The 20,384-nt window shown below is 71.3% G+C and carries 17 protein-coding genes and 1 pseudogene; 9 read left to right on the forward strand and 9 right to left on the reverse strand.

Features of this window, described 5'->3' with window-relative positions; genetic code table 11:
- Positions 1-50 precede the first annotated feature (50 nt).
- Positions 51-1,523, reverse strand: coding sequence for an amino acid permease (locus tag QIS96_RS22810; RefSeq protein WP_282544560.1), 1,473 nt, complete (start codon positions 1,521-1,523; stop codon positions 51-53).
- A 322-nt stretch (positions 1,524-1,845) separates the two neighbouring features.
- Here QIS96_RS22810 and QIS96_RS22815 point away from each other — a divergent pair, with 322 nt between their 5' ends.
- Positions 1,846-2,628: a MerR family transcriptional regulator gene (locus QIS96_RS22815; protein ID WP_282544561.1), complete on the forward strand. Its 783-nt coding sequence runs from the start codon at positions 1,846-1,848 to the stop codon at positions 2,626-2,628.
- 61 nt (positions 2,629-2,689) lie between these two features.
- On the opposite strand, the gene QIS96_RS22820 is transcribed toward QIS96_RS22815, so the two are convergent.
- The 6 genes from QIS96_RS22820 to QIS96_RS22845 form a co-directional block, all read right to left on the reverse strand.
- A complete protein-coding gene (locus QIS96_RS22820) occupies positions 2,690-3,409 on the reverse strand; it encodes a hypothetical protein (RefSeq protein WP_282544562.1) in 720 nt (239 codons plus the stop codon).
- 128 nt (positions 3,410-3,537) lie between these two features.
- The gene (locus tag QIS96_RS22825; RefSeq protein ID WP_282544563.1) at positions 3,538-5,727 is read right to left on the reverse strand and encodes a 3-hydroxyacyl-CoA dehydrogenase NAD-binding domain-containing protein; all 2,190 of its coding nucleotides are present in this window, start codon (positions 5,725-5,727) and stop codon (positions 3,538-3,540) included.
- 268 nt (positions 5,728-5,995) lie between these two features.
- On the reverse strand, positions 5,996-7,210 hold the full coding sequence (locus tag QIS96_RS22830) for an acetyl-CoA C-acetyltransferase (RefSeq protein WP_282544564.1): 1,215 nt from the start codon (positions 7,208-7,210) through the stop codon (positions 5,996-5,998).
- A 97-nt stretch (positions 7,211-7,307) separates the two neighbouring features.
- The gene (locus tag QIS96_RS22835) at positions 7,308-8,450 is read right to left on the reverse strand and encodes an acyl-CoA dehydrogenase family protein (protein WP_282544655.1); all 1,143 of its coding nucleotides are present in this window, start codon (positions 8,448-8,450) and stop codon (positions 7,308-7,310) included.
- A gap of 114 nt (positions 8,451-8,564) precedes the next feature.
- Entirely contained in the window at positions 8,565-9,728 is a 1,164-nt protein-coding gene (locus QIS96_RS22840; RefSeq protein WP_282544565.1) for a CaiB/BaiF CoA transferase family protein, read from the reverse strand.
- Between the two features lie 99 nt (positions 9,729-9,827).
- A complete protein-coding gene (locus QIS96_RS22845) occupies positions 9,828-10,235 on the reverse strand; it encodes an MmcQ/YjbR family DNA-binding protein (RefSeq protein ID WP_282544566.1) in 408 nt (135 codons plus the stop codon).
- Positions 10,236-10,321: 86 nt separating this feature from the next.
- On the opposite strand from QIS96_RS22845, the gene QIS96_RS22850 reads away from it, so the two are divergent.
- Positions 10,322-11,551, forward strand: a complete 1,230-nt coding sequence (locus QIS96_RS22850; RefSeq protein ID WP_282544567.1) for a saccharopine dehydrogenase family protein — start codon at positions 10,322-10,324, stop codon at positions 11,549-11,551.
- 464 nt (positions 11,552-12,015) lie between these two features.
- On the opposite strand, the gene QIS96_RS22855 is transcribed toward QIS96_RS22850, so the two are convergent.
- Positions 12,016-12,714, reverse strand: a complete 699-nt coding sequence (locus QIS96_RS22855; protein ID WP_282544568.1) for an endonuclease V — start codon at positions 12,712-12,714, stop codon at positions 12,016-12,018.
- A 139-nt stretch (positions 12,715-12,853) separates the two neighbouring features.
- Here QIS96_RS22855 and QIS96_RS22860 point away from each other — a divergent pair, with 139 nt between their 5' ends.
- The gene (locus QIS96_RS22860) at positions 12,854-13,153 is read left to right on the forward strand and encodes a YciI family protein (RefSeq protein ID WP_282544569.1); all 300 of its coding nucleotides are present in this window, start codon (positions 12,854-12,856) and stop codon (positions 13,151-13,153) included.
- Between the two features lie 10 nt (positions 13,154-13,163).
- On the opposite strand, the gene QIS96_RS22865 is transcribed toward QIS96_RS22860, so the two are convergent.
- Positions 13,164-14,303 carry a sialidase family protein gene (locus QIS96_RS22865; protein WP_282544570.1) on the reverse strand — a complete coding sequence of 380 codons (1,140 nt, stop codon included), beginning with the start codon at positions 14,301-14,303 and terminating at the stop codon, positions 13,164-13,166.
- Between the two features lie 242 nt (positions 14,304-14,545).
- On the opposite strand from QIS96_RS22865, the gene ssgD reads away from it, so the two are divergent.
- The 6 genes and pseudogenes from ssgD to QIS96_RS22895 all read left to right on the forward strand — a co-directional run bounded on the left by ssgD (position 14,546) and on the right by QIS96_RS22895 (position 20,382).
- Entirely contained in the window at positions 14,546-14,962 is a 417-nt protein-coding gene (gene ssgD / locus QIS96_RS22870; RefSeq protein ID WP_282544571.1) for a spore wall synthesis regulator SsgD, read from the forward strand.
- A 339-nt stretch (positions 14,963-15,301) separates the two neighbouring features.
- On the forward strand, positions 15,302-16,945 hold the full coding sequence (locus tag QIS96_RS22875) for an ABC-F family ATP-binding cassette domain-containing protein (RefSeq protein ID WP_282544572.1): 1,644 nt from the start codon (positions 15,302-15,304) through the stop codon (positions 16,943-16,945).
- A gap of 87 nt (positions 16,946-17,032) precedes the next feature.
- Positions 17,033-17,604: pseudogene (locus tag QIS96_RS22880) on the forward strand (excinuclease ABC subunit UvrA); the annotation flags it as partial.
- 314 nt (positions 17,605-17,918) lie between these two features.
- The gene (gene ddaH, locus QIS96_RS22885; protein WP_282544573.1) at positions 17,919-18,695 is read left to right on the forward strand and encodes a dimethylargininase; all 777 of its coding nucleotides are present in this window, start codon (positions 17,919-17,921) and stop codon (positions 18,693-18,695) included.
- 181 nt (positions 18,696-18,876) lie between these two features.
- The gene (locus QIS96_RS22890) at positions 18,877-19,848 is read left to right on the forward strand and encodes an acyl-ACP desaturase (RefSeq protein WP_282544574.1); all 972 of its coding nucleotides are present in this window, start codon (positions 18,877-18,879) and stop codon (positions 19,846-19,848) included.
- Positions 19,849-20,064: 216 nt separating this feature from the next.
- Positions 20,065-20,382: a hypothetical protein gene (locus tag QIS96_RS22895; protein WP_282544575.1), complete on the forward strand. Its 318-nt coding sequence runs from the start codon at positions 20,065-20,067 to the stop codon at positions 20,380-20,382.
- The last annotated feature ends 2 nt before the right edge of the window (positions 20,383-20,384 follow it).

The following is a 20,384-nucleotide window of genomic DNA, read 5'->3' on the forward strand; positions in this document are numbered from 1 at the left end:
AGGGGTTCTCGGGGCGGGGCCGCCGTCGTGTGCGCCGTGCGGAGCGGGCGTTACTCGATGCCCAGCTCCTCGTACGACTTGTCGAGCTCGTTCTTCGCGACCCGCTTGCGGACCGCGAACCAGCCGCCCACCATCGCCGCGGCGATGATCGGGATCAGGTACAGCGTGCGGCGGCCGATCTCCGGGTCCTGCCACATCAGGGCGAGCACCGAGAGCAGGAAGACGATCGTGACGATCTCGGTGACCGGGGAGCCGGGAAGCCGGAACTTCGGCCGCTCGATCAGGCCCTGCTTCGACCGGCGGACGAACGCCAGGTGACAGACCATGATCGTCACCCAGGTCGTGATGATGCCGAGCGAGGCGACGTTCAGGACGATCTCGAAGGCCTTCTCCGGCATCAGGAAGTTCAGGCCGACGCCGAGCACGCACACCGCGGAGGTGAGCATGATGCCGCCGTACGGAACCTTGGAGCGGTTCATCTTCGCCGTGAACTTCGGCGCCGAGCCGGCCATCGCCATCGAGCGCAGGATGCGGCCGGTGGAGTAGAGACCGGAGTTGAGGGACGACATCGCGGCCGTGAGGACCACGAGGTTCATCACGTCACCGGCCGCCGGCACGCCGATCTTCGACAGGACGGTGACGAACGGGCTCTCGTCGCCCGAGTACATCGAGCCGGGCATGAGGAGCGCGAGCAGCACGACCGAGCCGACGTAGAACAGGCCCACGCGCCACATGATCGAGTTCACCGCGCGCGGGACGACCTTCTGCGGCTCCGCGGTCTCGCCCGCGGCGACGCCGACGAGCTCGAGCGAGGCGTACGCGAAGACGACGCCCTGCATCACGATCACGACCGGCATGATGCCCGCCGGGAACCAGCCGCCGTTCTCGGTGATCACATGCAGGCCGGGGGTCTCGCCGCCGACCGGCTGCTGCGTCACGAGCAGGAAGATGCCGATCAGCATGAAGGCCACGAGCGCGGCCACCTTGATGATGGAGAACCAGAACTCCATCTCGCCGAAGATCTTCACCGAGATCAGGTTCACGACCAGCACGATCGCGAGCGCGATCAGGGCCAGCACCCACTGCGGTATGTCGGTGAAGAAGCTCCAGTAGTGCGTGTAGAGCGCGATCGCCGTGATGTCGGCGATGCCGGTGGTCGACCAGTTGAGGAAGTACGCCCAACCGGCGACGAAGGCGCCCTTCTCACCGAGGAACTCGCGCGCGTACGACACGAAGGAACCGGAGGAGGGGCGGTAGACGACGAGCTCGCCCAGAGCTCGGACTACGAAGAAGGCGAAGACGCCGCAGACGAGATACGCGAGCGCGAGGCCCGGTCCTGCCGAGTTGAGGCGTCCTCCTGCGCCGAGGAAAAGGCCGGTGCCGATCGCTCCACCGATGGCGATCATGTTGATGTGGCGGGCCTTGAGGTCCTTGCTGTAACCGGCGTCGCCCGCATCCGCGGGCGTCTGCGGGGCATCTGTGCGGGATGCGGCCGCAGCCGTCGTGACGGCGTCCTTGCTCACGGGTGGATCTGCTCTCTCGAGGGGATGTGCCTTGGTCCGTACCCCCACCTGACCTCGAACAGAGACCACCTCGACACGAACCGACGGGACACCTTCACCCCTGACGGCGCGTTTATGCGGTGGCGCAGATCACATCGCGTTCTATCTCACATGCTGGTCGGGGCCTTGCGGCTGCCTGACCCCACCCCATACAGCCGGTGAACGGGCGGCGGCTCGGGGCCTCCCGGCCGTACGGCGGGGCGTCCGGGCACTTTCGCAGCAGTGGTGAGACAGCAATACTGTTGCACCGGACGGACGTACGACCCGGAGATGGAGCGCAGCCATGACGACCGAAGCGGACTCCTCCGCCCAGGACACCTCCGAGGACGTCGGCGGTCCGGGGGCGCCCACGCTCACGGTCGACGAGCTGGCCGCGCGCGCCGGGGTCACCGTGCGCACCATCCGCTTCTACAGCACCCGCGGGCTGCTGCCCCCGCCGGCCATCGGCCCGCGCCGCGTGGGGCGGTACGGCCCGGACCACCTGTCGCGGCTCGCCCTGATCGAGGAGCTGCAGCACCACGGCCTGACCCTCGCCGCGATCGAGCGGTACCTGGAGCAGCTGCCGCCCGACATGAGCGAGCACGACCTGGCGATCCACCGCGCCCTCGTCGCCAGCTGGATCCCCGACAGCGCCGCCGAGCTGAGCCGCGAGCAGCTGGAGCGGCGCGCGGGCCGCGCCCTCGCCGAGGCGGACGTGGACCGGCTCGCGGCGATGGACGTCCTGGAGCGCACGGACGACGCAGACACGTTCCGCATCGACCCCGGCCTGCTCCACCTCGGCCTGCGCCTGCTCGACGTGCCGATCGGCTTGGACTCGATCGTCGCCGCGCGCGAGGTGATGCTGCAGCACTCGCGCGAGGCCGCGAAGGAGCTGACGCGGCTGTTCCAGGACGAGGTGTGGGGCCCGTACAGCGAGCGCGAGCGGGACCCGGAGGCGGTGGCCGCGATGAAGTCGCTCTCCGCGCACATGCAGCCGATGGTCGTCCAGGCCCTGGTCACTGCTTTTCAGAGGACCCTCAAGGACGAACTCCGAGCTCGCTACTCCGGCCGGTCCACAACCGCGTGAATGGGCGGCTACTCGCAGAGGACCCTCAAGGAGGAGCTGCGCGAGCGGTACGTGAGAGGCGCTACGTCAGGTTGATGTGCCTGGCCGAGGCGGTCGGGGCCTGCTCGCGCTCGGCCTGGTCCATGCGCTGGACCAGGAGCTTGCCGAGTTCGACGAGGGCGGTCGGGCCCGGCTTGCCGTCGTCCTTGATGTCCGCGCGGCTGTAGGTGGTGACGACGCCGACGTACTTGCCCTGGCGGACGAGGAGCATCCGGTCGCCCATCTTGTTGCCCGCGACGGAGGTGGTGGCCGACTTCTGCTCGCCGAAGCGGCCCTCGGGAAGAGCCAGGAAGCCCTTGGCCTCGCCGTCGAGCTTCTCCTTCCAGGCGTCGAAGCCGCCCTGCGCGCTGATCGGGGTGCGGTACTCCCAGACCTCGAAGTTGGCGTACTCGCCGCCGTCCTCGAACATCTCCGTGCCGAACTCGGCGATGGCGCCGGAGACGACGGCCTCGCACCGCTTGTCACTCGGCGGGCACTGCAGGGTGCCCTTGGTGCCCTGGAGCTCTCCGTAGAACTCGTTCTCCCGGGGCTTCTTCAGCGGCTCGGGCATGTGGTCGGGGATCAACGGCACCACGACCGCGGCGGGCGCCACGTGCTTGTCGGCCTCCGGCGTCGCGGAGGAACTCGTGCTCTGCTCCGGCTCCGCCGGCTTGTCGCCGCCCTGGCCGAGGTTCGAGCCCCCGCATGCCGTGAGCGCCATGGAAAGCCCGACGACCGTGCACACGACCGACTTCAACCTCATGCGGATCATCCCCCGTTGTTCTGTTCTGCGTTCGTTCCGCGTTCTGAGCTGTTCTACCAGGCCGACGGCTGCGCCCGGAGCACGGGGCTCCGGGCGCAGCCGTCGGTCGCCTTGCGACGGGTCTCCGCTCAGGCGTCGCTGAACTTCTCGCCGCTCTCGGCCTTCGCGACGAGCAACGCCGGCGGCTCGAAGCGCTCACCGTACGTCGCGGCCAGCTCGCGGGCGCGAGCCACGAAGCCGGGCAGGCCGACACCTCCCCCGGCGCCGCCGTCGTAGCCGTTGATGTACTGCAGCACGCCGCCGGTCCAGCCCGGGAAGCCGATGCCGAAGATCGAGCCGATGTTGGCGTCCGCGACCGAGGTCAGGACGCCCTCCTCGATGAGGCGCACCGTGTCGAGAGCCTCCGAGAACAGCATCCGCTCCTGCATGTCGCGGAACGGGATCTCGTACCCCGGCTTGGTGAAGTGCTCGCGCAGGCCCGGCCAGAGCTTCGCGCGCTTGCCGTTCTCGTCGTACTCGTAGAAGCCGGCGCCGCCGCTGCGGCCGGGGCGGCCGAACTCGTCGACCATGCGGTCGATGACGGCCTCGGCCGGGTGCACGGCCCAGGCGCCGCCCTCGTCCTCGATGGCCTTGCGGGTCTCGTTGCGGATCTTGCGGGGCAGGGTGAGGGTCAGCTCGTCCATCAGGGAGAGGACCTTCGCCGGGTAGCCGGCCTGCGCCGCGGCCTGCTCGACGGAGGCGGGCTCGACGCCCTCGCCGACCATCGCGACGCCCTCGTTGATGAAGTGGCCGATGACGCGGGAGGTGAAGAAGCCGCGCGAGTCGTTCACCACGATCGGGGTCTTCTTGATCTGGCGGACCAGGTCGAAGGCGCGGGCGAGCGCCTCGTCGCCGGTCTTCTCGCCCTTGATGATCTCGACGAGCGGCATCTTGTCGACGGGCGAGAAGAAGTGCAGGCCGATGAAGTCGGCCTGCCGCTCGACGCCTTCGGCGAGGGCGGTGATCGGCAGGGTCGAGGTGTTGGAGCAGAGCAGCGCGTCGGGCTCGACGATGTCCTGGATCTCCTGGAACACCTTGTGCTTGAGCGCCGGGTCCTCGAAGACCGCCTCGATCACCGCGTCACAGCCCGCGAGGTCCTGCGGGTCGGCGGTCGGGGTGATCCGGGCGAGCAGGGCGTCCGCCTTCTCCTGCGTCGTACGGCCGCGGCTCACGGCCTTCTCGCAGAGCTTGACGGAGTAGTCCTTGCCCTTCTCGGCGGAGGCCTGCGCGACGTCCTTCAGAACGACGTCGATGCCCGCGAGCGCGCAGGAGTACGCGATGCCCGCGCCCATCATGCCCGCGCCGAGCACGGCGACCTTGCGGACCGGCTTCGGCTCGACGCCCTTCGGGCGGTTGGCACCGGAGTTGACGGCCTGCAGGTCGAAGAAGAACGCCTGGATCATGTTCTTCGAGACCTGACCGGCGGCGAGCTCGGTGAAGTAGCGCGCCTCGATGGTCAGGGCGGTCTCGAAGTCGACCTGCGAACCCTCGACGGCCGCCGCGAGGATGTTGCGCTGCGCCGGGTAGTTCGCGCCGCCCGTCTGCTTCTTGAGGTTGGCGGGGAAGGCGGGCAGGTTCGCCGCGAACTTCGGGTTGGCCGGGGTGCCGCCGGGGATCTTGTAGCCGGGCTTGTCCCAGGGCTGCGCGGACTCCGGGTTGGCGTCGATGAACGCGCGGGCCTTGGCGATCAACTCGTCGCGGTCGGCGGCGAGTTCATGGATCAGGCCGTTGTCGAGGGCGCGCTTCGGGTTGTACTGGTTGCCCTGGAGCAGCACCTTCAGGAGCGCGTCGGCGATGCCGAGGAGCCGTACGGTACGGACGACGCCGCCGCCTCCGGGGAGCAGGCCGAGGGTGGCCTCGGGCAGGCCGATCTTGGTGCCGGACGCGTCGAGGGCGACGCGGTGGTGGCAGGCGAGGGCGATCTCGTAACCGCCGCCCAGGGCCGCGCCGTTGATGGCCGCGACGACGGGCTTGCCGAGGGTCTCGATGCGGCGCAGGTCGCGCTTGATGCCCTGGCCGGCCTCGAAGGCGAGGTGCGCGGTCTCGGGGGTGACCTGGATCAGGTCGCGCAGGTCACCGCCGGCGAAGAAGGTCTTCTTGGCCGAGGTGAGGATGATGCCCCGGATGCTGTCCTTCTCGGCCTCCAGGCGGTCGGTGATCGCCGCGAGGGAGTCCTTGAACGCCTGGTTCATGGTGTTCGCGGACTGGTTCGGGTCGTCGAGCACGAGCGTGACGATGCCGGTGTCGTCCTGCGACCAGCGGATGGTGCTTTCGGTCATGTCGGGTTCTCCGTGAGGTCTGTTGGGGTGCGGGTCGGCTACGGGGGTGGGTGGCTGGGTTCGTGGGCCGACTGCCGGTCGGTGGGGGCTTGTCGCGCCCCGCGGCGGAGCCGCTGATGTCACAGCCCCGCGCCCCTGAAAGCAGGGGCTGCGCCCCGCTTTCCCCTGGGAGATGCGGCACGGAGTGCGCATCTCAGGGGCGCGGGGAACTGCGCGAGCAACCACGACGCGCCTGCACTCGGCGACGAACCTCGGCCCCTACGGCGCTCTACAGCCGCTCGACGACGGTCGCGATGCCCATACCGCCACCCACGCACAGCGTGGCCAGCCCGTACCGCAGGTCCCGTCGCTCCAACTCGTCCACCAACGTGCCCAGAATCATCGCGCCCGTCGCGCCCAGCGGGTGACCGAGAGCGATCGCGCCGCCGTTGACGTTGACCTTCTCCAGGTCGAGCCCCATGTCCTTGACGAAGCGCAGCACGACCGCCGCGAACGCCTCGTTGATCTCGACCAGGTCGATGTCGTCGATAGTCAGGCCGGCCTTGGCGAGCGCCTTGCGGGTGGCGGGCGCCGGCCCCGTCAGCATGATCGTCGGCTCGGAGCCGGAGACCGCCGCGGAGACGATCCGGGCGCGCGGCGTGAGCCCGTACCGCTCCCCCACCTCGCGCGTGCCGATCGCGACCAGGGATGCCCCGTCGACGATGCCGGAGGAGTTGCCCGCGTGGTGGACGTGGTCGATCTGCTCGACCCAGTGGTACTTCTGCAGCGCCACCGCGTCGAAGCCGCCGAGGTCGCCGATGTCCTTGAAGGAGGGCTTCAGCTTGGCGAGGGATTCGGCGGTGGTGCCGGGGCGCGGGAACTCGTCCTGGTCGAGGACGGTCAGGCCGCTGCGGTCCTTGACGGGGACGACGGAGCGCTCGAAGCGGCCGTCCTTGATCGCGGCGGCGGCGCGCTCCTGGGACAGGGCCGCGTACTCGTCGACGTCGCGCCGCGAGAAGCCCTCGATGGTGGCGATCAGGTCGGCGCCGATGCCCTGCGGCACGAAGCCGGTCTCGAAGTTGGTCATCGGGTCGGCGAACCAGGCGCCGCCGTCCGAGGCCATCGGGACGCGCGACATCGACTCGACGCCGCCCGCGAGGACCAGGTCCTCCCAGCCCGAACGGACCTTCATCGCGGCCAGGTTGACCGCTTCGAGGCCCGAGGCACAGAAGCGGTTCTCCTGCACGCCGGCCACCGTGTCGGGCAGTCCGGCGGCGATGGCGGCGATCCGGGCGATGTCGGAGCCCTGGTCGCCGACGGGGCCGACGACGCCGAGCACGATGTCGTCGATGGCGGCCGGGTCGAGGCCGGGGAAGCGGGCCTTGATCTCGTGGATCAGGCCGACCACCAGGTCGATGGGCTTGGTGCCGTGCAGGGCCCCGTTGGCCTTGCCGCGCCCGCGCGGGGTGCGGATCGCGTCGTACACGTACGCTTCGGTGCTCAAGGTCTCAAGCCTTTCGTGGTGCGGGAGGTGAGGGTGGCTCTCGGCTCTGCGAAGAAGGAGTGCCCTACAAGGAGTGCTCTACGAAGAAGAAGGCGGGCTACGGGAGCAGCGAGCGGCCGATGATCTCCTTCATGATCTCGGTCGTGCCGCCGTAGATGGTCTGGATGCGGCCGTCGGTGAAGGCCTTCGCGACCCGGTACTCGGTCATGTAGCCGTAGCCGCCGTGCAGTTGGAGGCAGCGGTCGGCGACGCGCTTCTGCAGTTCGGTGGCCCACCACTTGGCCATGGACGCGTGCACGGCGTCCAGTTCGCCCTTGTCGTGGTCCTCGATGCAGCGGTCGAGGAAGGTCCGGGTGACGGCGCACTCGGTGGCCATCTCGGCTATCTCGAAGCGGATGTGCTGGAACTTGGCGATGGAGCGGCCGAAGGCCTCGCGCTCCTTCACGTAACTCATGGTGATTTCGAGCAGGTGCTCGGCGGCGGCGATCGCGGCGACGGCGATGCCCATGCGCTCCTGCGCGAGGTTGGTCATCAGGTGGATGAACGCGCCGTCGAGCTCGCCGAGCAGGTTCTCCTTGGGCACCTTCACGTCGTTGAAGAACAACTCGGCGGTGTCCTGGGACTTCTGGCCGATCTTGTCGAGGTTGCGGCCGCGCTCGAAGCCCTCCATGCCGCGCTCGACGACGAGCAGCGACAGGCCGTGCGCGCCGCCCTCGGGGGTGGTCTTCGCGACGACCACGACGAGGTCGGCGAGGATGCCGTTGGAGATGAACGTCTTAGAGCCGTTGAGCAGCCAGTGGTCGCCCTTGTCCTCGGCGCTCGTGCGGATGCCCTGCAGGTCGGAGCCCGCGCCCGGCTCGGTCATGGCGATCGCGGTGATCAGCGAGCCGTCGCAGAACCCGGGCAGCCAGCGCCGCTTCTGCTCGTCGGTGGCGAGCGAGGTCAGATACGGGCCGATGATGTCGTTGTGCAGGCCGACGGCGAGGCCGGGGACGCCTGCGCGGGTGAACTCCTCGGCCAGTACGGCGGAGTAGCGGAAGTCCTCGTTCCCGCCGCCGCCGAACTCCTCGGGCACGGCGAGGCCGAGCAGCCCCTGCCGGCCGGCGGCGAGCCAGGCCTCGCGGGAGACGATGCCGTCCTTCTCCCACTGCTCGTAGTGCGGCGTGACCTCCTTGGCGAGGAAGGTGCGCACGGTCTCGCGGAACGCCTCATGATCGGCGTCGTACAGCTTGCGCTGCATGCCCGAGGGCGTCTGTGGCGTCATGCTGGGGCCTCCTGGAGGCGGCTTCGGGGGATGCGGTCTGTGGTCCGTCTGTGGTCCGGCGGGGGCAACTCGCTCACGGGGGCGGGCCGTTCAGGAACCGTCCCCCTCGGTCAGACGGGGCACGTCCCAGTCAGCGGCCACCTCGGCGGTGTCGGCGCCGGGCCGTGCCGGGCCGCGGCGCACGCTCACCGGGGTGGCGGAGAAGCGGGGCGCGGGCGCGGGCTGGGTGATGCCGCTGTGCTCGACGAAGGTGGCGCGGGCGGCGAGATGCGGGTGGGCGGGCGCCTCGCGCAGCGAGAGGACGGGCGCCACGCAGGCGTCGGTGCCCGCGAAGACGGCCGTCCACTCCTCGCGCGTACGGGTCTTGAACGCGGCGGCGATCGTGTCCCTCAACTCGCCCCAGGCGGCCAGGTCCCCGCGCGGCGGCGCCTGCTCGGCGATGCCGAGGAGCGTGACGAACTCGTCGTAGAACTGCTGCTCCAGGGCGCCGACGGCCATGTGCCCGCCGTCCGCCGTCTCGTAGTTGCCGTAGAACGGGCAGCCGCCGTCGAGGAGGTTGGAGCCGCGCCGGTCCTGCCAGCCGCCGGCCGCCAGCATGCCGTGGATCATCGACGCGAGGTGCGCCGCGCCGTCCACGATCGCGGCGTCCACGACCTGGCCCTCGCCGCTGCCACGGGCGTGCTGCAGCGCGGCGAGGAGGCCGACGACGAGGTAGAGCGAGCCGCCCGCGAAGTCCCCGACGAGGTTGGCGGGGATAGCGGGGGCCTCGTCCGGGCGGCCGATCATGCCGAGGGTGCCGGTGATCGCGATGTACCCGATGTCGTGGCCGGCGCTCTGGGCGAGCGGGCCCTCCTGGCCCCAGCCGGTCATCCGCCCGTACACCAGACGGGAGTTGCGAGCGTGGCACTCCTCGGGGCCGACGCCGAGGCGCTCGGCGACGCCCGGCCGGTACCCCTCGATCAGGATGTCGGCGCGCTCCACCAGGTCGAGCACCTGGGCGGGTCCTTCGGGCGACTTGAGGTCGACGAGGACCGAGCGCTTGTTGCGGTTGGTGATGTCGTACGCGGGGTCGATGGCCAGTCCGCCGCCGCCGGGGCGGTCCACCCGGACCACGTCCGCGCCGAGGTCGGCCAGGAGCATCGCGGCGAACGGGCCGGGCCCGATGCCGGCGAGCTCGACCACGCGGACTCCGCTCAGCGGACCGTTCTGCCCCTCTGCTGCTGTCCCTTGACCCTTTGCCGCTGTCCCTGTCATCGAGCCCCCAGCACTGTGACACCACTGATGTAACACCAGTGATGTTAGGAAGGCGTTCCCCCTCCGCACAAGGGTTCACGAGCAAGCGCTTAGAAATACTCAGTGGCGGGCGTCGAGTTCCGCGATCCACTTCTTCGTGGCGATCACGCGGTAGCTCTCCTCCACCCAGTCGCACAGCAGCTCGGCGTCCGGCGCGCCCTGCTCCTCCAGGGGGACGCGCACCCAGCCCGCCTTCCCCAGGCCGTACCCGGCGGGCTCCGCACCCGGGCACGTCAGCGCGTGCGCGTGCGCCTCCTCGTCCCTGAGTTTCACCGTCACGGCAAGGGGCCAACTGCCGTCCTCCACACCGAGGAAGACGAACACCTTGCGGTTCACCTTCGCCACCGACTCCCCCCAGGGGAACTCCTCGACGGCGCCGGGCAGCTCAAGGGCGAACGACCGCACCCGCTGCCACTTCCGCCGCATGGCCGCCGGGGCCTTGTGCGGCGGATTGTTCGGTTCGACCATGCCTCGCTCCGGGGTGCTCGAACGGCTGCTTCACGCTCACGCTAGCCTCGGCTGCCGACAACGGCGCGGCACGACGATGGGGTGTCATGAGCACAGGCGACGAGAAGGCCGGCAGGGCCACGACGACCGACGCGGGCCGCGCGGAGCGCCCGTACGACATCGTGCTGTTCGGGGCGACGGGGTTCGTCGGCGCACTGATCGCCGAGTACCTCGCCGAGCACGCGCCGAAGGGGCTGCGCTGGGCGCTCGCCGGGCGCTCCACCGCCAAGCTGGAGCGGCTGCGCGAGCGGCTCGCCGGGGTCGAGCCGGACCTCGCCGAGCTGCCGCTGCTGCGCGCCGACGCCGACGACCCGGCCTCGCTCCGCGAAATCGCCCGCCACGCGCGCGTGGTGGCGACGACCGTCGGGCCGTACATCACGTACGGGCAGGAGCTCGTCGCCGCCTGCGCCGACGCGGGCACCGACTATCTGGACCTCACCGGCGAGCCGGAGTTCATCGACCTCACCTATGTGCGGCACGACGCACGCGCGCGTGAGACCGGCGCGCGGCTCGTGCACGCCTGCGGCTTCGACTCCGTGCCGCACGATCTGGGCGTGCAGTTCACCGTGGAGCAGCTGCCGGAGGGGGTGCCGCTGCGGATCGACGGGTTCGTGCGCACCAACGCCTCGTTCTCCGGCGGTACGTTCGCGTCCGCGCTGACCGCGTTCTCGCGCGGGCGGCAGACGGCGGCGGCCGCGCGGGACCGCCGCCGGCACGAGCCTCGCCTGGCGGGCCGCCGCGCGTACGCACCCGTGGGCACGCCCCGGTACGCGAAGGAACTCGACGCCTGGGCGGTGCCGTTGCCGACGGTCGACCCGCAGATCGTGCAGCGCTCGGCGCGCGCCCTGGAGCGGTACGGGCCGGACTTCCGGTACCGGCACTACGCCGCCGTGAAGCACCTGCCGGTCGCGCTCGGCGGGGTGGCCGCGCTCGGCGCACTCGCCACGGCCGCCCAACTTCCGCCCGCGCGGCGCTGGTTGTCGGACCGGGTCAAGCCGGGCGAGGGGCCGAGCGAGCAGCGGCGCGCGGAGAGCTGGTTCTCGGTGCGGTTCGTGGGGGACGGGGGTGGGCGGCGGGTCTACACCGAGGTGTCGGGCGGGGACCCGGGGTACGGCGAGACGGCGAAGATGTTCGCCGAGTCCGCGCTGTGCCTCGCGTTCGACGAGCTTCCCCCGACCTCGGGCCAGGTCACGACTGCCGTCGCGATGGGGGCGGCGCTGCGGGAGCGGTTGCGGGGCGCGGGGATCGTCTTCCGGGTGGCGCGCGGGGAGCGTTGAGCCACTGTTCCAGGCCCCGCGCCGTCGACTCGGGCACCGTCGATCGCCCTGCGGGCGGCCATCTCCCCTCCCCGCCCCTTCCCGAAAGTCCTCAGCGGACAACTCCGGGGGCTGCGCCCCCAGCCCCCCGCCGCTCCCGGGGCTGCCGCCCCCACCCCCACCACGGGACTCCGCCCCGGCCCCCCTCCCGGACCCCCGCTCCTCAATCGCCGGGGGGCTGGATTTTTACGGGGCAGGGCTGATTCTGCGGGCGTGAGGGCTGCGGGCTGGGGCTGGGGCTGGGGCTGAGATGAGTGCCCCGTCAGGGGCGCGGGGAACTGCGCGAGCAACCACGACGGCGCAGCAGTCGAACAACAGCCGGGGGCGGCACCTTAAGGGGCGCGGGGAACTGCGCCACCAGCCCCCACGGCGCGACAGCCGGACAACAGCCGAGGGCCCGGGGCGAAGCCCCGGGAGGGGGGCGCTCAGCCCAAGGCCTCCGCAAGTGCACGCCTGCACAACGCATCCGCCCGCCGCGTCGACTCCGGCAACCGATACCGCGGCGCAAGCCGAAGCACGTGGGCGACCGCGACGTCGAGCGCGACCCGGTGGCCGACGGAGACGAACACCGGCTTCACCCCGTCCTGGGTCCGCACCGCACACCCCACCTCCTCCCCACCCGCGTCCACGTCCACGAGCGGCGACGTACTGCCTCGCCGAGCCCCCGGCTCCTCGTACGCGAACGTGAACGGGTTCTTGGCGACGCCGATCGTCGGGAGCCCCGTCAGCACGCCCAGGTGGCTCGCGAGGCCGAAGCGGCGCGGGTGGGCGCGCCCGTAGCCGTCGCAGACGACGAGGCCCGGCGCGGCCGTCAGCCGGTCCAACACGGCCAGGACAGCGGGGAGTTCGCGGAACGCAAGCAGCCCGGGGACGTACGGGAAGCTGACCTGCCCCACCGCGGTGGCCTCCTCGACGACCTCCAGGCTCGCCCCGTCGAGGACCACGGCGGCCGCGACGACCACGTCCCGCTCGTCGTCGTACGCCACATCGACGCCCGTGACCGTGCCTTCTCCAGGCGTCGGTCCGGGTTCGTGCAGGTCGACGCGGGCGCGCAACTCGTCCTGGACGGTGCGTGCTTGGGCTTCGGTGGTGGGCCAGTCGGCGGGGATGCGTACGGTCGTCATGGTGGTGCGAGCGTACGCGGACCGGATTGCGCGGCGAGCAGGAGGCGCAGCTCGGGCCCGAACGGAACACCGGCCTCCCGCCCGCGGTGGCCCGGGTCCGCTACTGAGCGCTGGGACCTGCGGGGATAGTCTCACCGTCATGTTCGTTCTCGAGTTGACCTACACCGCCCCGATCGAAGCCGTGGAAGCCCACCTCGACGCACACGTCGAGTGGCTCGACCGGCACCTCGCCGACGGCGTCTTCATCGCCTCCGGGCGCAAGAACCCGCGCGACGGCGGCGTGATCATCGCCGTCGGCGAGGACCGTGCCGCCGTCGAGAAGATCGCCGCCGCGGACCCGTTCAGCACCGCCGGGGTCTGCGAGTACCGCGTGACCGAGTTCATCGCGACCAAGACCGCGCCCGAACTCGCCCCGTTCAGGCAGCAGTTGGCCTCCTGAGCGACCCCGCTCACCGCAGTCGGGCGATGCGGCCCTGCTCGCCGGAGGCCCAGCAGCCGCCGTCCGGCGCGCAGTCGACGGTGTCGTACGAGCCGGTGTCGACCGTGCGCCAGGTGCGGCCCGCGTCCGTGGTGACGTCGGTGCCGGTCGGGCCGACCGCGAGCGCAGCGGCCTCGCTGTGCGGCAGCCAGGCCACGCCGGAGCGGTACGCGGGCGGCGGCTCGGCGGCGCTGGTCCAGCCACGGCCGCCGTCCGCGGAGCGGGCCGCGGCATCGGGCGAGGCCTGGTCGGGGCGGTAGTCGCCGCCGACCGCGAGGCCGTGCCGCCTGTCGCGGAACGCCAGGCCGAAGACGCCGCGCGCCGGGTCGCCGGCCGGGATCGGGGCCGTGGTCGCCGTCCAGGTGCGGCCGCGGTCCCCGGAGTGCAGCACGCGCGCGTGGGCCGCGCCGCCAGTGGCCAGCCACACGTCCCGCGGCCCGGCCGAGACCAGGCACTGGCCGCTCGCCGCGAATCCCGCCTCGCCCTCCTGCGCCGGGGGCATTCCGTCGTCCGGCAACACCTTCCAGGAGCGGCCGCCGTCGGCGGTGGACAGGATGCGGTACTTGCCGTCCACCGGATCGCTCATCGCGAGCCCGTGCCGGCGGTCGAAGAAGGTCAGGCAGTCGTAGAACGCCCTCGGGTCGGTGTTCCGGAAGGACTCCGTCCAGCTCGCGCCGCCGTCCTCGGTGCGGAAGACCCGCGAGGCCTCGCCCTCCCCGATGGCCAGAACCACGGCCCGGCGCGCGTCGAAGGCCGCCACGTCCCGGAACTCCAGCTCCCCCGCGCCCGCCGGTGACACGTCCGACCAGCCGCGCCCGCCGTCGACCGTGCGCAGCACCGTGCCCTTCGAACCCGCCGCCCACGCCGTGGACCTGCTGACCGCCGCAAGCCCCCGGAAGCGGGCATCGCTCCCGCTTGGCCTGAGCTCCCACCCCGCCGTCGTACGCGACGGTTCCCCGCCGTCCGTCGTACGCGGCGCTCCGCGCCCGGACGCGTCCTGCTGCGGCCGGGCCTCCGCCGGGGCCGCCGTGAGCGACGCCGCGAGCGCGAGGCCGCACACCCCCGCCGCCCACAGCCGTCCCGCGCCGCCGCCACCCCGTAAGCCCCACACGCCCCTACGTCCTCTGTGTCCTCTGTGCCCTCTGTGACCCCTGCGTTCCCCGTGTCCCCTCATGCGCGGGGAAGCTAGCCCACCCCGGCAGGGCCGTCCAGAGGGCCGTCGGGGCGGGGCCGCCGCCCGGCGAACGGCCGGTGACACAAGTCACCACAGGGCGTGTGCACGGATCGGCCCGTTCCGCCGTCTTCCCCGGTGTCCGGGCCCATCCCGCCCGGCAGTCGTCGAGGGAGCAGGCGTTGTCCACCGTCATCGAGCAAGCCGTCGAGGCCCGTCTCATCGCGTCCGCGCCCCGTATGCCCACCATCCCCGCGACCCTGAGCTACGACGCCCGCGACCCGTACGCCGTGCGCATGGCGTTCCCGGCGCCCGCCACCCTGGAGGGCGTCGACGTGTCCTGGACGTTCGCCCGCGAGCTGCTCGCCGCCGGCGTGGAACGGGCCGCGGGCGAAGGGGACGTACGGGTGCGGCCGTACGGGTACGACCGGACCGTCCTGGAGTTCCACGCGTCCGAGGGCACGGCCGTCGTCCACGTCCGCACCGGCGAGCTGCACCGCTTCCTCCAGCGCGCCGCCGCCCTCGTACCGGACGGGTGCGAGCATCTGCACCTCGACATGGACGGCGATCTGGCCGAGCTGCTGCGCGACGCCTGCTGAACCGCTGGGCCGGGCCGCCCAACCAGGCTTCAGCCAGGGCGAGTTGGCGAAAACTGTTGACACCCGCCGAGATCGCCTCGTACAGTGTACGAGCCTTGTTGTCGTCGATCGGAGTAGGACGTTGCTCGTCTGAGGTCCTGGGACACCGCGTAGCACAGTGATTCCGCCTGTGCCCCACGCCCGGTGCGACCTCCGACGGTGAGCCGTCCCCCCGCGCAGCAGGGTTTTTTCCGTTTCTTGCTTCCGCCCCGCCAGGGGCCCCTGTCGCGCCCTCCCCGTCGCACCCCCGTGTCCCCACGCGCTGCCCTGTCACTTCAAGCGCGCCGGAGGCCGCCCACCATGTCAACCCACCCCACATCCATCGCCTGCTCCTCGCTCCGCTTCGCCTGGGCCGACGGTACGGAGGTCTTCGACGGCCTCCAGATCGCCTTCGGCCCCGGACGCACCGGCCTGATCGGTGTCAACGGGTCAGGAAAATCAACCCTGTTGAAACTGATCGCGGGCGAGCTCGCCCCCGCCGACGGCACCGTCCGCGTCAGCGGCGAAGTCGGCTACCTGCCGCAGAACGTCACCCTCGACACCGGCCTGCGGGTCGACGACGTGCTCGGCATCGCCGCCACGCGCGCCGCCCTGCACGCCATCGAGGCGGGCGACGTGGCCGAGGAGCACTTCACCGCCGTCGGCGACGACTGGGACGTCGAGGAGCGCGCCGTCGCCACACTCGACCAGCTCGGCCTCGGCCACATCGGCCTCGACCGCACCATCGGCGAGGTGTCCGGCGGCGAGTCCGTGCTGCTCAGGCTGGCCTCGCTGCTGCTCCGCCGGCCCGACGTACTGCTGCTCGACGAGCCGACGAACAACCTCGACCTGTTCGCCCGGCAGCGCCTCTACGCGGCCGTGCAGGCCTGGTCGGGCGTGCTCGTCGCCGTCAGCCACGACCGTGAACTCCTCGACCTCGTCGACCAGATCGCCGACCTGAGAGGAGGCGAAGTCACCTGGTACGGCGGCAACTTCAGCGCCTACGAGGAGGCGCTCGCGGTCCAGCAGGAGGCGGCGGAGCGCATGGTCCGCGTCGCCGAGACCGACCTGAAGCGGCAGAAGCGCGAACTCGCCGACGCCCAGGTGAAGTTGGCGCGCCGCGTGCGGTACGGCGACAAGATGTTCGCGCAGAAACGCGAGCCGAAGATCGTGATGAACGCGCGCAAGCGGGAGGCCCAGGTCTCCGCCGGCAAGCACCGCATCATGCACGAGGAGAAGCTCAGCGAGGCCAGGGAGCGCCTCGACGAGGCCGTGGAGGCGGTGCGGGACGACGACGAGATCCGCGTCGACCTGCCCTTCACCGCGGTGCCGCCGGGCCGCCAGGTCCTCACCCTGCGCGAGCTGACACTCCGTTACGGGGCCGAGGTCAAGGGCGAGTTCGACCTGCGCGGGCCCGAACGGATCGCGCTCGTCGGCCGCAACGGTGCGGGCAAGACGACGCTGCTGCGCACGATCGCGGGACAGCTCGAAGCGGAGGCGGGCGAGGCCCTGGCGCACGTCCCGCTGCGGTTCCTGCCCCAGCGGCTCGACGTACTCGACGACACCCTGAGCGTCGCCGAGAACGTCGCGCGGGCCGCGCCCGACGCCACCAACAACCGGATCCGGGCCCGCCTGGCCCGCTTCCTGTTCAAGGGCGCGAAGGCCGACCAGGAGGCGGGCACGCTCTCCGGCGGCGAGCGGTTCCGCGCGGCGCTCGCGGCGCTGCTGCTCGCCGAGCCCGCGCCGCAGCTCCTGATGCTGGACGAGCCGACCAACAACCTCGACATGGCCAGCGTCCGGCAGCTCACCTCGGCCCTGGAGTCGTACCAGGGCGCGCTGATCGTGGCCAGCCACGACCTGGCGTTCCTGCAGTCGATCGGCGTCACGCGCTGGCTGCTGCTCGACGGGGAGCTCCGGGACACGACCGAGGAGGAGGTGCGGGAGCTGATGGCGACGGCGGAGTGAGCACCCTCGTCACCGCGGCGGGGGCCCCGCGGGCTCCGGGAGAAATCACGACAGAAGCGGTCGGGTATCGCGTCCAGCGTCGGGCGCATGCCCTGTCTGCCCGAGCACATCGTGATCACCGGAGCCCGCGAGAACAACCTCGAGGACGTCGACCTGCGCATCCCGAAAGGCCTGCTCACGGTCTTCACCGGGTGTCGGGGTCGGGGTCGGGGAAGTCGTCGATCGTCTTCGACACGATCGCCGTCGAGTCGCAGCGTCAACTCGGCGAGACCTTCCCCTGGTTCGTCCGCAACCGGCTGCCCACGTACGAGCGGCCGCACGCGAACGGACTGGAGGACCTCGCGCCCGCGATCGTCGGCGACCAGCGGCCGACCGGCGGCCACTCCCGGTCCACCGTCGGCACGATGACGGACGTGTACTCGGTGGTCCGCGTGCTGTTCTCGCGGTACGGGACGCCGAGCGCGGGCCCCGCCACGGCGTACTGCTTCAACGACCCGTCCGGGATGCACCCCGAGTGCGACGGCCTGGGCCGCACGGTCCGGCCGGACCACGGGCGCATCCTGGACGAGTCGAGGTCCCTCGCCGACGGCGCGATCCGCTTCCCGCCGTTCCGCGTGGGCACCTTCCACGGGCAGACGTACGTGAACAGCACCGACCTCGGGAGGTCGGGGGGACAGGCAGGCGCGCACCTGAGGCGAGCCCGAAGGGCGAGTTCAGGGGCGCGGGCTGTGACACGTGCGGCTCCGCCGCGTGGGCGCGACCGGACCCCACCGGACCGCACCCGGCCGCGAAGCCACAAGCAGGCAGACGCGTCTGCCAGGCCCGCACCATCGGCCGCAGCCGCCGATCGTCGGGGGATCGCGCAGTTCCCCGCGCCCCTTGAAGGGGCACGCCCCTGCCAGGGGTTCCGGCGCGCCCCCGCGTACCTGCATCATGGCCCGGACGACCGAACCCCCGGTAAGGAGCCCCACCCGTGGCAAGCAAGAAGGCCCTGATCCGCCGCCCCGGCCCGCGTCTGGCCGAGGGGCTCGTGACGCACCTGGAGCGCACCCCGGTCGACGTATCGCTCGCGCTCGCGCAATGGGAGGCGTACGGCGAGGCGCTGCGGGCGCACGGCTGGGAAACCGTCGAGGTGGACCCGGCGGACGACTGCCCGGACGCGGTGTTCGTCGAGGACGCCGTGGTGATGTTCCGCAACGTCGCCCTGATCACCCGCCCCGGTGCCGAGTCCCGCCGGGCCGAGACGAGCGCCGTCGAGCAGGCCGTGGCAGACCTCGGCGCGTCCGTGAACCGGGTCAGGGAGCCGGGCACGCTGGACGGCGGGGACGTTCTGAAGATCGGCGACACCCTCTATGTGGGGCGCGGCGGCCGGACCGACGCCGACGGGGTGCGGCAGCTGCGCGCCGCCTTCGAGCCGCTCGGGGCCCGGGTCGTCGCGGTGCCGGTGGCATCGGTGCTGCACCTGAAGTCCGCGGTCACCGCACTGCCCGACGGCACGGTGATCGGCTACCCGCCGCTCGTGGACAACCCGTCGCTGTTCGAGAGGTTCCTGCCGGTCCCGGAGGAGCCGGGCGCGCACGTCGTCCTTCTCGGCGGCGCGAAGCTGCTGATGGCGGCGAGCGCCCCGAAGTCCGCGGAGCTGCTCGCCGACCTCGGCTACGAGCCCGTACTCGTGGACATCAGCGAGTTCGAGAAGCTCGAAGGCTGCGTGACATGCCTCTCGGTCCGACTGCGCAATCTGTACGGATAGCCACAAACCCCCTGGCCACATAGGGGGCATAGGGGAGAAATCAGCCAGCCGCCCACCCTGGAGGGGGCGCTCCTTTACCTGCCACTTAACCTACGGTCTCGTAACCTACGGTCTCGTAGGCTACGTCCCCGTAGGTACGCCGCAGCAAGAGCAAGCACCTCCGTCCCCGTTGGAGCCACCCGTGACGATCGCCTCTCCCCACCTCGGCAGCCCGGACACCTGGACCGACGCACGGCTGCTGTACGCCCTCGAAGAGGTCGTGGAGAAGGAGCTCAACCGCCACCTGAAGGTCGCCAAGGATTGGATGCCGCACGACTACGTGCCGTGGGGCGACGCCCGCAACTTCCCCGAGTTCTTCGAGGACGGCGAGGAGTGGGAGCCCGGCCAGTCCAAGGTCACCGACATCGGCAAGACCGCCCTCGTGGTGAACCTGCTGACCGAGGACAACCTGCCCAGCTACCACCACGAGATCGCCACGCTCTTCGGCCGCGACGGCGCTTGGGGCACCTGGGTGCACCGCTGGACCGCGGAGGAGGGCCGGCACGGCATCGTCATGCGCGACTACCTCCTCGCCTCCCGGGCCGTCGACCCGGTGAAGCTGGAGCAGTTCCGGATGGCGCACATGAGCGAGGGCTTCGAGTCGGACAACCGGCATTCGATGCTGCACTCCGTCGCGTACGTCGCGTTCCAGGAGCTGGCCACCCGGATCTCGCACCGCAACACCGGCCACCAGTCGGGCGACCCGGTCTGCGACCGCATGCTGGCGCGCATCGCGACCGACGAGAACCTGCACATGGTCTTCTACCGGAACCTGCTGAAGTCGGCCTTCGAGCTCGCCCCCGACCTGACGATGCAGGCCGTGCGGGACGTCGTCGTCAACTTCCGCATGCCCGGCCACGGCATGCCCGGCTTCGAGCGGGCCGCGGCGCAGATGGCGATCGGCGAGATCTACAACATGCGCATCCACCACGACGACGTGCTGCAGCCCGTCCTGCGTCACCTGAAGGTCCTGGAGATCGACGGGCTCGACCCGGAGGGCCTGAAGGCGCAGGAGGAACTCGGCATGTTCATGGGCGGGTTGGACTCCGAGGCCGCCAAGTTCGACGAGAAGCTCGCCGCCCGCAAGGCCCGCATCGCGGCCCGCGGCCGCTGACCTTCCCGGCACCGCGAACCCCCTCAGGGCCGGCCTGCACCGCCATCTCCACGGTACGGGCCGGCCCTGAGTCATGCCGGATGTCTTGTCATGCGAGGTCACGTCATGGCGCATCGGGCACGTCGGGCCGCGGCCGCCGCACGTGGACCGCCGCTCGGCTGGGACCGGCCGACACCGGCTCGCTCCGGTGGGAAGCCGACGCGGTTGGATGGCTACGTGGCGAGACGCGAGCGGGATCAGAAGCAGCCGCCCTTCGGCATGCCGGAGGGCATCCTCCTCCTTGAGACGCCGGAAGGCTGGCGGCACAGCGTCCGCACCGCCGATGGCGGGACGGTCTGCGGCCGGCTCTCCGGCGTTGCGGTGGACGCCGACCCCGCCGAGGCGCGGGCCGCCGCGGCCGCCATGGTGGTGCGGTCGGCGCGGGAGTTCCACGGGGCGGACGTCGAGGTGAGCTGGGATCCGTCCCGGGAGCCCGGTGCCGGCTGGACCGCTCAGGTCGTCATCGTTGACGTCGCGGCGGGCCGGGCCCGGTGACC

The organism is Streptomyces cavernicola (assembly GCF_029968035.1).
Taxonomy (GTDB): Bacteria; Actinomycetota; Actinomycetes; order Streptomycetales; family Streptomycetaceae; genus Streptomyces; species Streptomyces cavernicola.